This window comes from Streptomyces sp. 5K101, assembly GCF_046506645.1.
Classification (GTDB): domain Bacteria; phylum Actinomycetota; class Actinomycetes; order Streptomycetales; family Streptomycetaceae; genus Streptomyces.
Genome location: NZ_JBKFFO010000007.1, coordinates 292559 through 306539, shown reverse-complemented (window position 1 = coordinate 306539; position 13981 = coordinate 292559). Strand labels below are relative to the sequence as shown.

Below are 13981 nucleotides of genomic sequence, written 5' to 3'. Positions count from 1 at the left end.
CCCTGTCAGCGGTCGCCTTCGTCACGGTGCCTGCGGTGCTCGGGCGGGAATAGTGCGCGCCGCTCCTCCATCTCCTTGATCAGGTCCTGGAACTCGGAGCGGATCCAGTCCCGCGTCGCGACCTCCCCGAGACCCATGCGCAGCGCCGCGATCTCCCGGGTCAGGTACTCGGTGTCGGCGATCGACCGCTCGTTCTGCTTGCGGTCCTGCTCCAGATTGACCCGGTCGCGGTCGTCCTGCCGGTTCTGCGCCAGGAGGATCAGCGGCGCCGCGTACGAGGCCTGCAGGGACAGCGCCAGCGTGAGGAAGATGAACGGGAACTCGTCGAACCGCAGGTCCTGCGGTGCGGTGACGTTCCACACCACCCAGGCGATGATCGTCACCGTCATCCAGACGAGGAACCGGCCCGTTCCGATGAAGCGCGCGATCTTCTCCGACAGCCGCCCGAACGCCTCGGGGTCGTACTCGGGCAGCAGGACGCGGCGCGGCGGACGCGGCAGGTCGAGCCGTGCGCGGGCGCGCGACGCGGCGCTCGCACCCGCCGGCATGCGCTCACGCGCCTCGCCCCGCTCCGCCGATCCGAGCTCGCCGCCGCTACCCATGCGCGGACTCCTCGAACTCGGTCTCGCGCCAGTCCTCCGGCAGTAGGTGGTCGAGCACGTCGTCGACGGTGACCGCCCCGAGCAGCGAGCCGCTCTCGTCGACGACCGGCGCGGCGACCATGTTGTACGCGGCGAGATAGCTGGTGACGGCGGGCAGCTGGGTGTCCGGCGACAGCGGCGGCAGGTCGTTGTCGACGATCGAGCTGACGAGGGTGAACGGAGGGTCCCGCAGCAGCCGCTGGAAGTGGACGGTGCCCAGGAACTTGCCCGTCGGCGTCTCGTCCGGCGGCCGGCACACGTACACCTGCGCGGCGAGCGCGGGGGAGAGGTCCGCCTGGCGGACGCGGGCGAGCGCGTCGGCGACCGTGGCGTCGGGGCGCAGCACGATCGGCTCGGTCGTCATCAGCCCGCCCGCCGTGCGCTCCTCGTACGACATCAGCCGGCGCACGTCGGCCGCGTCGTCCGGGCGCATCAGCATGAGCAGCCGTTCCTTGTCCTCCTCGGGCAGCTCGGAGAGCAGGTCGGCGGCGTCGTCGGGGTCCATGGCCTCCAGCACGTCGGCCGCGCGCTCCTCCTTGAGCTTGCCCAGGATCTCGACCTGGTCGTCGTCGGGCAGCTCCTCCAGCACGTCGGCGAGCCGGTCGTCGTCGAGCGCGGCGGCCACCTCGGCGCGCCGCTTGGGGGAGAGGTGGTGCAGCACGTTGGCCAGGTCGGCGGGGCGCAGCTGCTCGAAGGTGGCGAGCAGGCTCTCGGCGCCCTGCCCGTGCTCCTCCAGCGAGAAGCCGGTGACGGCGGACCATTCGAGGGTGAGCGTCTCGCCCTTGCGGCGCAGGGCGCCGCCCTTGCCCTTGCGTACGAAGACCTTGTCGATCTCCCAGTCGCGGCGGGCCGGCAGCTGCTGGATCGCCACGTCGAGGACGGTGGCCTCCTCGCCGGTTTCCACGAGGCGCACCCGACGGTCGAGCAGTTCGCCCAGTACGAGGCGTTCGGTCGGGCGCTGCTCGAAGCGGCGCATGTTCAGCACGCCGGTGGTGATGACCTGGCCCGATTCCACGCCGGTGACCCGGGTCATGGGCAGGAAGATGCGGCGGCGGCTGATGACTTCGACGACGAGGCCCAGCAGCCGTGGCGGGCGCCGCCCGACGCGCAGCATGGCCACCAGGTCGCGCACCCGGCCGACCTGGTCGCCGTTGGGGTCGAAGACGGGTACGCCCGCGAGGTGCGAGACGAAGACCCGGGGGGCGCCTGCTGCCATGCCGCCCCTCCTTTGCCGGAAATGCCGTTGTTCGACTGGTTCAGGCTAGCCCGTCACGTTCGTGGTCGCCCCGTCTCACGTCCGTCCGGCTCTCTGCAAGACCCCTGTTCCGGCACGGGTACGCTGCGGTCTGCCATCCCCCAAGATGAGAGAGGCAGGGCGCTGGTGACTCCCCTCCTTTCGGCCGGCCGGGCCCGTCGTGCCCTGCTTGCCGTCGTGCTGTGTGCCGGGCTGACCGTCGGGGTCGCGGCGTGCGGCGAGGACCCGGACGCGGGCACCAACGGGATCGGCAGACTGACCGCCCAGGAGATCGAGAACAAGGCGCGGGCGGCGGCCGACGGGGCCACCGCGGTGCGGCTGTCGGGGACGCTGGTCAGCAAGGGCGGTACGTACAAGCTCAACATGCGGCTCAAGCAGGACGGCGGCACCGGGTCGGTGACGTCGAAGGACAACACCTTCGAACTGCTGCGCATCGGCGACACCCTGTTCCTGAAGGCCGACGCGGGCTTCTGGAACCACGCGGACGGCGAGGACGGCGAGGAGCCGAGCAAGGCCGACGAGGAGGCCGCGGACAAGCTCGAGGACAAGTACGTGAAGGTGCCGCAGGGCGACCCCTCGTACAAGCAGTTCCGCGGCTTCACGGACATGGATGTGCTGCTCGACGGGCTGCTCGGGATGCAGGGCGAACTGAGCAAGGGCGACCGGACGCAGGTGGGCGGCGTGCGCACCATCAAGGTCCTCGCGGCCAAGGGGGAGGGCGGCGTGCTGGACGTGTCGCTGATGGGCAAGCCCTACCCGCTGAAGTTCACGCGGGCCGGCGGCGCGGGGGTGCTCACGCTCGGGGACTGGGACAAGGACTTCGAGCTGGCCGAGCCGTCGAAGGACGAGACGCTGGACTACGGCGGCCAGCTGCCGAAGACGTCCGGCGACTAACCCTCGTCGACGAGGTCCAGGACCCGCGCCACGGGCGTGCCGATGAGCGCGGGCGCCTTCTCGCGCGACGGCCAGACGTCCGCGACGAGCGCGTCGCGGAAGCGCTCGGCCTCGCCGGCGGTGGCGAACTCCAGGTCGACGACGACGTACGCCGGATTGTCGACGGGCTGCTGGACGCGGTACGCGCGCACGCCGTGCCTCCGACGGAATTCGGCGTGCCGGTCGAACGCGGCCTTCCAGGTGGTGAGGTCGGTGATCGCATGCTCGATGTGCAACGTGACCATGCTGCCTCCTCGTCCGCCCCCTTCCATGGTGCCGTTCCGCCCCCGGGACGGCTCCCCGGCGCCGGCGAGGCGCGCTCGGTCCTGGTGAAGCGGTCCTCGCCGCTTGGGGCGCGTGCGGTGGCGGCCCGCAGCCCGGCGGACCGGGCACGGGCGCGCTTGGCACGTGGTGGCGCACTTTTCGTGCGCCTGCGGGCTTGCCGGCGACCGGCAGCATGCGCCGTGCCGGCGGGACCGGAGGCCGCGGCCGCGCGTGCGTGCCGCGTGGTCGGTGCGACCGGCCGGGGGCTGCGCGCGGGCGCGGCTCGGCGTCCCACGTGGGCGGGCCCGGAGGCGCGGCTAGGGGCGGGCGCGGCGCTTGAGGAGGAGGCGGGGTAGCGCCGCCGGGATCGGGCGGCGGGTGACGGCCGCGCTCGGGAGCGGGGGCGCGGACAGGGAGCCGTCCGGGAGGTCGGTCGTCGTGTCGCGCGGCTCCAGGCGCAGGACACGGCACTCCCGCGCCCAGCGGTCCGTCATCCGCTCCGCGTCGGGCGCGTTCAGCCGCTTGCCCTTGAGCTCGCCCACCGCCGCTTCCCACGCCTCCGAGCCCGGCGGAAGCTCGCGTACGGCGGCCGTCCACGCGACCAGACGGCCGCCCTTGTCCTTGCTGCGGACGGTGACCTCGGCGGTCCCGCCGTCGGCCAGGCCGGGCAGGGGCTGCTCGCCGGGTCCGTCGCCGACGACGTGCGCGGCGCCCTCGTGCCACACGTGCCACAGGGCGCGCGCCGGGCCGTCGCCACGCACCCAGATGAGGCCGGACTTCTTCGTGGCCTCCTCGACGAGCGCCTGGCCGAGCAGATGGGATGTCATGCCCGCAGCCTATCGACCGGCCGGCCGGTCAGAGCCAGCCGTTGCGCTTGAGGGTCCGGTGGATCATGAGACAGATACCGGCGATCCCGGTGAGCACCATGGGATAGCCGTACTGCCAGCGCAGCTCCGGCATGTAGTCGAAGTTCATGCCGTAGACCCCGCAGACCGCCGTGGGCACGGCGATGATGGCCGCCCAGGAGGTGATCTTGCGCATGTCCTCGTTCTGCGCGACGGTCGCCTGGGCCAGGTTGGCCTGGAGGATGGAGTTCAGCAGCTCGTCGAAGCCGATGACCTCTTCCTGCACCCGGGCGAGGTGGTCCGCGACGTCGCGGAAGTACTTCTGGATGTCCGGGTCGATCAGCCGCATCGGCCGCTCGCTCAGCAGCTGCATCGGCCGCAGCAGCGGCGAGACGGCCCGCTTGAACTCCAGCACCTCCCGCTTGAGCTGGTAGATCCGCCCCGCGTCGCTGCCGCGCGGGCTGCCCTTCGCGGGCGCGGAGAACACGTCGATCTCGACCTCGTCGATGTCGTCCTGCACCGCCGCGGCGACCGCGATGTAGCCGTCGACCACGTGGTCGGCGATGGCGTGCAGCACCGCCGACGGCCCCTTGGCCAGCAGCTCGGCGTCCTTCTGCAGACCGTGCCGCAGCGCGCGCAGCGAGCCCTTGCCGCCGTGCCGGACCGTGATGACGAAGTCCCGCCCGGTGAAGACCATCACCTCGCCGGTCTCCACGACCTCGCTGGTCGCGGTCAGTTCGGCGTGCTCGACGTAGTGGATGGTCTTGAAGACGGTGAAGAGAGTGTCGTCGTACCGCTCCAGCTTGGGCCGCTGGTGGGCGTGGACCGCGTCCTCGACGGCGAGCGGGTGGAGCCCGAACTCCGCCGCGATTCCCGCGAATTCGGCCTCGGTCGGCTCGTGCAGTCCGATCCACGCGAAGCCGCCGCCCTCGCGCACCCGCAGCATCGCCTCGTGCGGCGTCTGGCAGGCGGCGCTCTCCAGCCGCTTGCCGTCGCGGTAGACGGCGCAGTCGACCACCGCGCTGGACGCGGACGGGTCGCGCGTCGCGTCGTAGGTGCTGTACGAGGTGCTGCTCTTGCGCAGGGCCGGGCGGACCGCTGCGCGCAGGTCACGGATCATCGACATGGCTGGCTCCTTCACGGAGAGGCCGTCGGCGAATGGCGTGGCACAGCCCGGAATGGGGACGTGGGACATACGTCCGCAAAGCGGGCGGCACCGCAGGGTCGCGGTGACGGCGTTCGCTACAGACAGGCAAAAACGAAGTGCTCTTCCGTGTGCGAAGTGCCGTGGGCCCCCTGCGGGAAAGGCCTCAGCTCACCGGTCCGCGGATCGCCTGATCAGACGTGGCGCGAGGAGCGGTGCCGTGCGGAAGAGCTGCTGGTACTGCACGATCGACTTCGATCCACCGCAGCCTCACCTCCTCCGGCCGGTCCCCCGTGGGGGATGACGTGTCGTCGGGACCGGAGAGAGTGCCTCCGGCCGCTGTCGGAGGGTGATCCCCCGGCGTACTGCCCCGACCAGCGGCCAAGCCTATCAGCCGACTACGGGTCAATCCCTGTGTTTGCCCGTTCCTTACGCGCTTTATGCTCGCGACATGAATGATGTTCTCGCTCTGGTCGAGGCCCGGCTGCGCAGCGCCCTGGGCGAACCGGACGCGCGCGCCGCGGTCACCTTCCTCGGGACGGACCGCATCGAGGTCCTGCGCTTCCTGGGCGACGGCGAGGACATCGTGAGGTACGCCACTCTCGGCATGTCCGCCCAGCCGATGACGGACCCCACCGCGGCCTTCGCCGACCCGGTCGCGGGTCCGCGCGCGGAGTTGATCCTCTCGGTGCGGGCCGGGCTCGCCGACACGGACAAGGTGCTGCGGCCCCTCGCCGTACTGGCCGCCTCTCCGCAGGTGGAGGGCGTCGTCGTGGCCCCGGGCGCCTCGCTCGACGTCGGTGAACCGCTGTGGCCGGGTGCGCCGTTCAGCTCGGTGCTGGTGGCGGAGCCGGGCGGCCTGGTGGAGGACCTGGAGCTCGACGATCCGATGGACCCCGTGCGCTTCCTCCCGCTGCTGCCGATGACGTTCAACGAGGCCGCGTGGAAGCGCGTGCACGGCGCGGCGGAGCTCCAGGAGCGCTGGCTGGCGCGCGGCACGGACCTGCGCGATCCACTGCGCAGGTCCGTGGCTCTGGACTGACGGCTCCAAACAGGCCGTAACGAAGGCCAGTTGGCGAGGGCGGTGACGCCGTCCTCCGTACCGTGCCGGGGCGCCGATTCCTCGGCCTCGCGGGTGCGCGAGGCGTGCCGGGCCCGGACGGTCGCCGCGCCGGCCGCCACGAAGGGCAAGCGGACGCCGCTCCACTCCCCGATCTTCGGTGCCAGGCGGCACGGACGGCATGAGCCATGCCGAGGCCGGGCGACGCCCGCGATGACGGCCGGCGCGGTCGGTGCGAACAGCGCGTTGCCGAGGCTTCAGCCGGCCAGGAAGCCGACCGGCTCACCCACGGAGCCCGGACAGGGCAGCGAAGGTGATCACGTGCGCGAGCCCGGCCGGCGGCGTCTTGCGGCCGGCGGCGAACGCGGTGGCGAGCATGACGAACGCAGATCAGTGCGGATTGCATCCATATTCGGCTGGGCGGAGGCACGCTCCGGACGGGTGATCGTCCTTGACGCGGCGTCTGCCGGGGAGGACCGTTGACCCCTATGAGGGGCGAACCCAGTTGCCCGAAGTGCGGTGGCCGGGTGAGGGCGCCCGGTCTCTTTGCCGACTCCTGGCAGTGCGATGTGCACGGCGCCGTGCACCCGCTGCAGCCGGTGATCCCGCCCAGTGTCGAGGCCCTCGGTGTCGTGGTGCACCGCGCGAAGGTCCCGGTGTGGATGCCCTGGCCGTTGCCGGTCGGCTGGCTGTTCACCGGCGTCGCCTACGCGGGCGACGACCGCAGCGGCGGCCGGGCCACCGCCGTGGCGTGCTCGGGCCCCGGACCCCTCGGCGGCATCGGTGAACTCCTGCTGATCGCCGAGGAGCTGGGTGTCGGGCTCGGCGCCCGGTACGCGGGCATCGACGGCCCCGACCCCGGCCCGCACATCCGGGTGGACATGTCGCCGCAGGTGAAGATGCTGGCCGCCGGTCGGCCGACCCCGCTGTGGCACGTGGCGGGCGCGCCGGAGGACCGTGCCGTGTTCGCCGGTGAGGCGCGGGGTCTGTGGCTGTGGGCCGTGGTGTGGCCCGAGCAGTCCGGGCTGCTGATGTACGACGAGCTGGTGCTGACGGACCTGAGGGACGCGGGCGCCGAGGTGGAGCTGCTGCCCTGCGGGGCGCTGTCGCCGCGGCTGCTGTCGTAGCCGCGACGCACGCCGCGTCGCTGCCCCGGGGTAAGGGGCTCTGCCGGACCGGTCGCCTTACGTCCGGAGCCCGCGCATGGCACGGACAGGGCGTCCGGGCCGGTTATCCTGGATCGTCCCCTTGTCCGTCCCGAGCCCCGGAGCCACGCGTGCGCATCGACCTGCACACCCACTCCACGGCCTCGGACGGTACGGACAGTCCGGCCGAGTTGGTGCACGCCGCCGCCGCTGCCGGTCTGGACGTCGTGGCCCTCACCGATCACGACACCACCCGCGGCCATGCCGAGGCCGCCGCCGCCCTCCCCGAGGGCCTGACCCTCGTCACGGGCGCCGAGCTCTCCTGCCGCCTCGACGGCGTCGGGCTGCACATGCTGGCGTACCTCTTCGACCCCGAGGAGCCCGAGCTGCTGCGCGAGCGCGAGCTCGTACGGGACGACCGGGTGCCGCGTGCCCGGGCCATGGTCGGCAAGCTCCAGGAGCTCGGCGTGCCCGTCGAGTGGGCCGAGGTCGCCCGTATCGCCGGTGACGGCTCCGTCGGCCGCCCGCACATCGCGGAGGCCCTGGTCCGGCTCGGCGTCGTGGAGTCCGTGTCCGACGCCTTCACGCCGGCCTGGATCGCGGACGGCGGCCGGGCGTACGTCGAGAAGCACGAGCTCGACCCGTTCACGGCCATACGCCTCGTCAAGGCCGCCGGCGGGGTCACCGTCTTCGCGCACCCGCTGGCGGTCAAGCGCGGCCGTACGGTGTCCGAGAGCGTCATCGCCGAACTGGCCGCGCACGGCCTCGACGGCATAGAGGTCGACCACATGGACCACGACGAGGCGACGCGCACACGCCTGCGCGGCCTCGCCGGGGAACTCGGTCTGCTGACGACCGGCTCCAGCGACTACCACGGCAGCCGCAAGACCTGCCGGCTCGGCGACTACACCACCGACCCGGAGATCTACGGCGAGATCACCCGCCGCGCCACGGGCGCGTTCCCGGTGCCGGGTACCGGCGGGACGCGCCCGTAGGACCCGCCGCCCTCCGTACACCCCTCTCCCGCAAGGCCCTTCACCGTGTTCGACGCTGCCGTTTTCGGCTCCCTCTTCCTCACCCTTTTTGTCATCATGGATCCCCCCGGGATCACCCCGATCTTCCTGGCGCTGACCTCCGGACGCGCCACCAAGGTGCAGCGCCGGATGGCCTGGCAGGCCGTGGCCGTCGCCTTCGGCGTGATCACGATCTTCGGCATCCTCGGCCAGCAGATCCTGGACTACCTGCACGTCTCCGTGCCGGCGCTGATGATCGCCGGTGGACTGCTCCTGCTGCTGATCGCGCTCGACCTGCTGACGGGCAAGACCGACGAGCCCAAGCAGACGAAGGACGTCAACGTCGCCCTGGTGCCGCTCGGCATGCCGCTGCTCGCCGGTCCGGGCGCCATCGTCTCGGTCATCCTGGCGGTCCAGCACGCGGACAGCGCGGGCGAACAGCTGTCGGTGTGGACGGCGATCGCCGCGATGCACGTCGTTCTCTGGCTGACCATGCGCTACTCGCTGGTCATCATCCGCGTGATCAAGGACGGCGGTGTCGTGCTGGTGACCCGGCTCGCAGGCATGATGCTCTCCGCGATCGCCGTGCAGCAGATCATCAACGGCGTCCGGCAGGTGATCCAGGGCTCCTGAGGGTCCCACGACGCGCCGCGCCCCCGTACGGATCTTCCGTACGGGGGCGCGTTGCGTGAAGGCTCGTAAGGGTTACGAAGCCGAGGTTTCGGCAGGCCGGATGAGGATGCGCTGGCCGATGGAGGCGGCTTGCTGCACGATCCGGTTGACGGAGGCGGCGTCCACGACGGTGCTGTCCACGGCGGTGCCGTCGACGTCGTCCAGTCGCATGATCTCGAAGCGCACGGCTTCTCCCTTCGTCTGATCCTCCTGAAGGAGAACTGCTGACAGACGGAATTCTCCGTCTGGGTACACAGGTCCACAACGCCATGCATCCTGCAAACATTCCCTACGCTAAGGAAATTTTTCGGATGCCTAACTACTGGCGGGTAGTGCTTCGGCAACGGACAATGAGCCTCGTATGAACGACGCCGAGATCGCCCGCATCGCCGCCCGCCTGGAGCGCACCAATGAGCTCCTGGAGCGGATGCTCGCCGAGGTCGCCACGACCCCTTCGACCCACGCCATCTTCGTCGACGCCGGTTACGTCCATGCTGCGGCCGGGTTGCTGGTAGCGGGTACCGAGGACCGCAGGGCCTTCGACCTCGACGCCGAGGGGCTGATCGAGGCCCTCATCGACAAGGCGCGCACGATCTTCGCCGACAGCCGCCTGCTGCGCGTGTACTGGTACGACGGCGCCCGACGCCGTATCCACACCCCCGAGCAGCAGTCCATCGCGGAACTGCCCGACGTCAAGGTGCGCCTCGGCAATCTCAACGCGAACAACCAGCAGAAGGGCGTGGACTCCCTCATCCGCTCCGACCTGGAGTCCCTCGCCCGTCACCGCGCCATCAGCGACGGGGTCCTCATCGGTGGTGACGAGGACCTCGTCTCGGCGGTCGAGGCGGCGCAGGGCTACGGCGCGCGCGTCCACCTGTGGGGCATCGAGGCCGCCGAGGGCGGCAACCAGGCGGAGCCGTTGCTGTGGGAGGTCGACAGCAGGCGGACGTTCGACCTCGACTTCTGCCGCCCCTTCATCACCCGCCGGCCCGTCACGACGTACGAGAACGAGGGCGCGCCGCCGCCCTCCCGCGACGAGGTGCGCTTCATCGGCGCCCGGATCGCGGCGACCTGGCTGGGGGAGCGGGGGCGCGCCGCGATGGCCGATCTGCTGCCCGGACACCCCTACCTGCCCGGTCCGGTGGACCAGGACCTGCTGATCGAGGCGGAACAGCTCCTCCAGCGGTCACTGCGCGGGCACGCGGTCCTGCGGCGTGCGCTGCGGGACGGCTTCTGGCAGCACCTGCAGTCCCAGTTCTGAGGGAACGGTCACTGCGAGGTCACGGCGAGGGGATGGTCACTGCGCGGGAGCGGTCGCTGTGCGAGAACGGTCAGTGCCGGTCCCAGAACCGCACCAGGGCCTCCGCGGTCTCCCGAGGGCGGTCGGTGTTCGGGGAGTGCTCCGCGCCCGCGACGACGGTCCGGTGTGCTCCGAGCCGCCGCGCCATCTCGTCCAGCAGCGGTACGGGCCAGGTGTCGTCGCGGTCCCCGGACAGCACGTGCTTGGGCAGCGGACGCACGGCGGCCAGTTCGTCGATCCGGTCCGGCTCGGAGGTCAGCTGCTGTCCGGTGGCGAGCAGTTGGGCCGGGTTGTGGCGCAGCCAGCGCCGCCGCAGGTCCTCCCGGTCGCCGTTGCGTGACGCGTCCAGGTCCTCCGGAGCGACCGCCTCCATGGCCTGCATGGCCGACCAGACCTCGTCCATGGTCATCGTGCCGAGCGCCTCCGCGAGCAGCTTCACCCGCTGCTGCTGAGGGGGACTGACCCTTGCGGGGCCGGAGGACATCAGGGTGAACGTCAGGAACGGCGAGGCGTCCAGAAGCACGGCGGCGCGGGCGATCTGCCCGCCGAGCGAATGCCCGACGAGATGCACGCTCCGGCCGGCCGCCGCAGCCTGCGCCAGCACGTCCCGAGCCAACTCACCCTGGCCGTAAGCCTTCTGGTCGCGGGGGCCCTCGGTCTCGTACTGGCCGCGCCCGTCGACGGCGACGGTCCGGTAACCGGCGTCGGCGAGCGGTTCGAGCAGGGCGATGAAGTCCTCCTTGCTCCCGGTGTACCCCGGCAGCATCAGCACGGTGCCGCGCACGCGCCCGGAGGACGGCCGCGCGTCGAGCACGGCGAAGTCGCCGCGCGCGGTCGGCAGAAGGACGGATCGGGCACAGACGGGCGGTACGAAGGTGGGCGGCCGGCTCATGGTCCCGAGGCTAGCGCGGCCCCGAGGCGGCGGCCTCGCACGGTACGCGCTACGGCTCCGCCCGGAGGGACACCGCCCACGAGAACGCGCCCTGGACGGCTGACGGTGCCGCGACGGCAGCGGGCCCGGGCCCCGCCCGTGCCCGGGATGGCTGACGGGGCCGCGACGGCACAGTCCCCGGGTTCCCACCCGCGCATGGCCCGGGGGGCTGAAGGGGCGGCGACGGCAGCGAGCCTGGGCCTCCGCCCGCGCAGGGCCCGGGGGCCGATCGGGCTGCGAGGGCAGTGGGCCCTTGGGGCTCCCGCCCGTGCACGCGCCGAGAGGCTGACGTGGGCCCGCCTGCGCATGCTGCCGGATATGACCGGGCCGCGGGCGGCAGCGGCACTGGGGCTCCCGCCCGCACATGGCCCCGGATAGCCGACGGGGCGGCGACGCCGGCGGCTTCGAGGGCTCCGCCCGTGCTCGGGATGGCTGACGGTGTGAGGGCGGCGACGCCAGGGGCTCCTGCCTGCGCATGCGCCCTGGACGGCTGACGGTGCCACGGCCCCGCCGGCTCCCGCCCGCGCCCCGGAGAAGCCGACGGCCCGGACCCCTACCGGGGCCCGGGCCGTCTCATCGTGGGGGTGGCGTCAGCTCTCGGTCTGTGCCACGGCCTTGCGCGTACGGGTGCGGCGGGGCTTCGTCTCGGCCTCGGTGCCTTCCGCGGCCTCGACGGCCTTGGTGGCGCGGGTGCGGCGCGGCTTGGCCTCCGGCTCCGTCGCCTCCGCCGTGTCGGCGGCCTTGCGCGTACGGGTGCGGCGGGGCTTCGCCTCGGCCTCGGTGCCCTCCGCCGTCTCGACGGCCTTGGTGGCGCGGGTGCGGCGCGGCTTGGCCTCCGGCTCCGCCGCCTCGACGGTGTCGACCGCGTTCGTCGCGCGGGTGCGGCGGCGCGGCTTGGGCTCCGCCTCCGGCTCCTCGACGCCCACGGCGACGGGCGCCTGCTCGGTCTCGGCGGCCGGCTTCGCGGCCCTCGTGCGGCGGCGCGGCTTCTCCTCCGCGGGCTCCGCCGTCTCCACCGTCTCCGTGACCGTCGCGGTCTCGGCGGCCGGCTTCGCGGCCCTCGTGCGGCGGCGGCGCGGCTTCTCCTCCGCGGGCTCCGCCGTCTCCACCGTCTCCGTGACCGTCGCGGTCTCCGCGACCACGGTGGACGCCGACGCCTCGACCGCCTGCGACGCACGCGTACGGTGGCGCGCCCGACGGGGCGCCTCCTCGGCGGCGGGCTCGGCGGTCGCGACCGCGGTCTCGACCGTGTCCACCGCGGCCGTCGCCTCCGCGGCCGTCGCCTCCGGCGACGCCTGCGCGCCCACCCGGGTGCGGCGGCGGCGACGCGGCGTGCGCGGCTGCGTCGGCTCCTCGGCCGGACCGGCGGACTGCTCGGGCACGGACGGCGCGGCCACCTCGGCCCCGCCGCGCGTACGCCGGCGCGGCGTGCGCGTACGCGCCGGGCGCTCCTCGCGCACGGCCGTCGACGCGGACCGGCGGCCGCGGCCGCCCGTCTCGCCCAGGTCCTCGACCTCCTCCGCCGCGAGACCCGCGCGGGTCCGCTCGGAGCGCGGCAGGACACCCTTGGTGCCCGCCGGGATGTTCAGCTCCTCGAACAGGTGCGGGGACGTGGAGTACGTCTCGACCGGGTCGTTGAAGTCCAGGTCCAGCGCCTTGTTGATCAGCTGCCAGCGCGGGATGTCGTCCCAGTCGACCAGCGTCACGGCGGTGCCGCTCGCGCCCGCACGGCCGGTGCGGCCGATGCGGTGGAGGTAGGTCTTCTCGTCCTCGGGCGACTGGTAGTTGATGACGTGCGTGACGCCCTCGACGTCGATGCCGCGCGCGGCGACGTCGGTGCACACCAGCACGTCCACCTTGCCGTTGCGGAACGCCCGCAGCGCCTGCTCGCGCGCCCCCTGGCCGAGGTCGCCGTGGACCGCGCCCGAGGCGAAGCCGCGCCGGGCCAGCTGGTCGGCGATGTCCGCGGCGGTCCGCTTCGTACGGCAGAAGATCATCGCCAGCCCGCGGCCGTCGGCCTGCAGGATGCGGGAGACCATCTCCGGCTTGTCCATGGAGTGCGCGCGGTAGACGCGCTGTGTGATGTTGGCGACGGTCGCACCCTCGTCGTCCGGCGAGGTGGCGCGGATGTGCGTGGGCTGCGACATGTAGCGGCGTGCGAGACCGATGACCGCGCCCGGCATGGTCGCCGAGAACAGCATGGTCTGGCGGCGCACCGGCAGCAGCTGGATGATCTTCTCGACGTCGGGCAGGAAGCCCAGGTCGAGCATCTCGTCGGCCTCGTCGAGGACGAGCGCGCGCACGTGCGAGAGGTTCAGCTTCTTCTGGCCCGCCAGGTCGAGCAGACGCCCGGGGGTGCCGACGATCACGTCGACGCCCTTCTTGAGCGCCTCGACCTGGGGCTCGTACGCCCGGCCGCCGTAGATGGCGAGCACACGGACGTTGCGCACCTTGCCGGCGGTGAGCAGGTCGTTGGTGACCTGGGTGCACAGCTCGCGGGTGGGGACGACGACGAGCGCCTGCGGGGCGTCGGTCAGCTCCTCGGGCCGGGCCCGGCCGGCCTCGACGTCCGCGGGGACGGTGACGCGCTCCAGCAGCGGAAGGCCGAAACCGAGCGTCTTGCCGGTGCCGGTCTTGGCCTGGCCGATGACGTCGGTGCCGGAGAGCGCGACGGGGAGCGTCATCTCCTGGATGGGGAAGGGGGAAACGATGCCGACGGCCTCGAGGGCCTCGGCGGTCTCGGGGAGGATCCCGAGATCCCGGAAAGTCTTGGGCTGC

14 protein-coding genes are annotated in these 13981 nt (G+C 72.4%); 6 read left to right on the top strand and 8 right to left on the bottom strand.

The window, feature by feature from the left end:
- Positions 1–5 precede the first annotated feature (5 nt).
- Both ACLB9X_RS16660 and ACLB9X_RS16655 read right to left on the bottom strand, forming a co-directional pair.
- Positions 6–602 (bottom strand): DUF1003 domain-containing protein, encoded by a 597-nt coding sequence (locus tag ACLB9X_RS16660; protein ID WP_410361134.1) that lies wholly within the window; start codon positions 600–602, stop codon positions 6–8.
- On the bottom strand, positions 595–1857 hold the full coding sequence (locus tag ACLB9X_RS16655; RefSeq protein ID WP_410361133.1) for a magnesium transporter MgtE N-terminal domain-containing protein: 1263 nt from the start codon (positions 1855–1857) through the stop codon (positions 595–597). The genes ACLB9X_RS16660 and ACLB9X_RS16655 overlap by 8 nt, the downstream gene beginning before the upstream one ends.
- Before the next feature lie 165 nt (positions 1858–2022).
- Here ACLB9X_RS16655 and ACLB9X_RS16650 point away from each other — a divergent pair, with 165 nt between their 5' ends.
- Complete coding sequence (locus ACLB9X_RS16650) at positions 2023–2790, top strand: hypothetical protein (protein WP_410361132.1); 768 nt, start codon at positions 2023–2025, stop codon at positions 2788–2790.
- Here ACLB9X_RS16650 and ACLB9X_RS16645 read toward each other — a convergent pair.
- From ACLB9X_RS16645 to ACLB9X_RS16635, 3 genes are all read right to left on the bottom strand, one after another.
- Positions 2787–3074, bottom strand: a complete 288-nt coding sequence (locus ACLB9X_RS16645) for a hypothetical protein (RefSeq protein WP_410361131.1) — start codon at positions 3072–3074, stop codon at positions 2787–2789. The two genes, ACLB9X_RS16650 and ACLB9X_RS16645, sit on opposite strands and share 4 nt — an antisense overlap.
- 336 nt (positions 3075–3410) lie before the next feature.
- Positions 3411–3920: a hypothetical protein gene (locus tag ACLB9X_RS16640; protein WP_410361130.1), complete on the bottom strand. Its 510-nt coding sequence runs from the start codon at positions 3918–3920 to the stop codon at positions 3411–3413.
- A 28-nt stretch (positions 3921–3948) separates the two neighbouring features.
- Positions 3949–5064: a magnesium and cobalt transport protein CorA gene (locus ACLB9X_RS16635; protein ID WP_410361129.1), complete on the bottom strand. Its 1116-nt coding sequence runs from the start codon at positions 5062–5064 to the stop codon at positions 3949–3951.
- 469 nt (positions 5065–5533) lie between these two features.
- On the opposite strand from ACLB9X_RS16635, the gene ACLB9X_RS16630 reads away from it, so the two are divergent.
- The 4 genes from ACLB9X_RS16630 (at position 5534) to ACLB9X_RS16615 (ending at position 8933) form a co-directional block, all read left to right on the top strand.
- Entirely contained in the window at positions 5534–6124 is a 591-nt protein-coding gene (locus ACLB9X_RS16630; RefSeq protein ID WP_410361128.1) for a suppressor of fused domain protein, read from the top strand.
- Between the two features lie 506 nt (positions 6125–6630).
- A complete protein-coding gene (locus ACLB9X_RS16625) occupies positions 6631–7269 on the top strand; it encodes a DUF6758 family protein (protein ID WP_410361127.1) in 639 nt (212 codons plus the stop codon).
- A 149-nt stretch (positions 7270–7418) separates the two neighbouring features.
- Positions 7419–8282, top strand: a complete 864-nt coding sequence (locus ACLB9X_RS16620; RefSeq protein WP_410361126.1) for a PHP domain-containing protein — start codon at positions 7419–7421, stop codon at positions 8280–8282.
- A 45-nt stretch (positions 8283–8327) separates the two neighbouring features.
- The gene (locus tag ACLB9X_RS16615) at positions 8328–8933 is read left to right on the top strand and encodes a MarC family protein (protein ID WP_410361125.1); all 606 of its coding nucleotides are present in this window, start codon (positions 8328–8330) and stop codon (positions 8931–8933) included.
- Between the two features lie 72 nt (positions 8934–9005).
- Here ACLB9X_RS16615 and ACLB9X_RS16610 read toward each other — a convergent pair whose 3' ends face one another.
- Positions 9006–9158 (bottom strand): hypothetical protein, encoded by a 153-nt coding sequence (locus tag ACLB9X_RS16610; protein ID WP_177150633.1) that lies wholly within the window; start codon positions 9156–9158, stop codon positions 9006–9008.
- Between the two features lie 175 nt (positions 9159–9333).
- Here ACLB9X_RS16610 and ACLB9X_RS16605 point away from each other — a divergent pair, with 175 nt between their 5' ends.
- Entirely contained in the window at positions 9334–10233 is a 900-nt protein-coding gene (locus ACLB9X_RS16605; protein WP_410361124.1) for an NYN domain-containing protein, read from the top strand.
- Positions 10234–10303: 70 nt separating this feature from the next.
- Here the strand turns inward: ACLB9X_RS16605 and ACLB9X_RS16600 are convergent, their stop codons facing one another.
- The gene (locus ACLB9X_RS16600; protein WP_410361123.1) at positions 10304–11164 is read right to left on the bottom strand and encodes an alpha/beta fold hydrolase; all 861 of its coding nucleotides are present in this window, start codon (positions 11162–11164) and stop codon (positions 10304–10306) included.
- A 629-nt stretch (positions 11165–11793) separates the two neighbouring features.
- Positions 11794–13887: a DEAD/DEAH box helicase gene (locus ACLB9X_RS16595; RefSeq protein ID WP_410361122.1), complete on the bottom strand. Its 2094-nt coding sequence runs from the start codon at positions 13885–13887 to the stop codon at positions 11794–11796.
- Positions 13888–13981 lie beyond the last annotated feature (94 nt).

Coding starts and splice junctions, on each gene's coding strand:
- ACLB9X_RS16660 (WP_410361134.1), bottom strand. CDS start 602: ATGGGTAGCGGCGGCGAGCTCGGATCGGCGGAGCGGGGCGAGGCGCGT.
- ACLB9X_RS16655 (WP_410361133.1), bottom strand. CDS start 1,857: ATGGCAGCAGGCGCCCCCCGGGTCTTCGTCTCGCACCTCGCGGGCGTA.
- ACLB9X_RS16645 (WP_410361131.1), bottom strand. CDS start 3,074: ATGGTCACGTTGCACATCGAGCATGCGATCACCGACCTCACCACCTGG.
- ACLB9X_RS16640 (WP_410361130.1), bottom strand. CDS start 3,920: ATGACATCCCATCTGCTCGGCCAGGCGCTCGTCGAGGAGGCCACGAAG.
- ACLB9X_RS16635 (WP_410361129.1), bottom strand. CDS start 5,064: ATGTCGATGATCCGTGACCTGCGCGCAGCGGTCCGCCCGGCCCTGCGC.
- ACLB9X_RS16630 (WP_410361128.1), top strand. CDS start 5,534: ATGAATGATGTTCTCGCTCTGGTCGAGGCCCGGCTGCGCAGCGCCCTG.
- ACLB9X_RS16625 (WP_410361127.1), top strand. CDS start 6,631: ATGAGGGGCGAACCCAGTTGCCCGAAGTGCGGTGGCCGGGTGAGGGCG.
- ACLB9X_RS16605 (WP_410361124.1), top strand. CDS start 9,334: ATGAACGACGCCGAGATCGCCCGCATCGCCGCCCGCCTGGAGCGCACC.
- ACLB9X_RS16600 (WP_410361123.1), bottom strand. CDS start 11,164: ATGAGCCGGCCGCCCACCTTCGTACCGCCCGTCTGTGCCCGATCCGTC.
- ACLB9X_RS16595 (WP_410361122.1), bottom strand. CDS start 13,887: ATGACGCTCCCCGTCGCGCTCTCCGGCACCGACGTCATCGGCCAGGCC.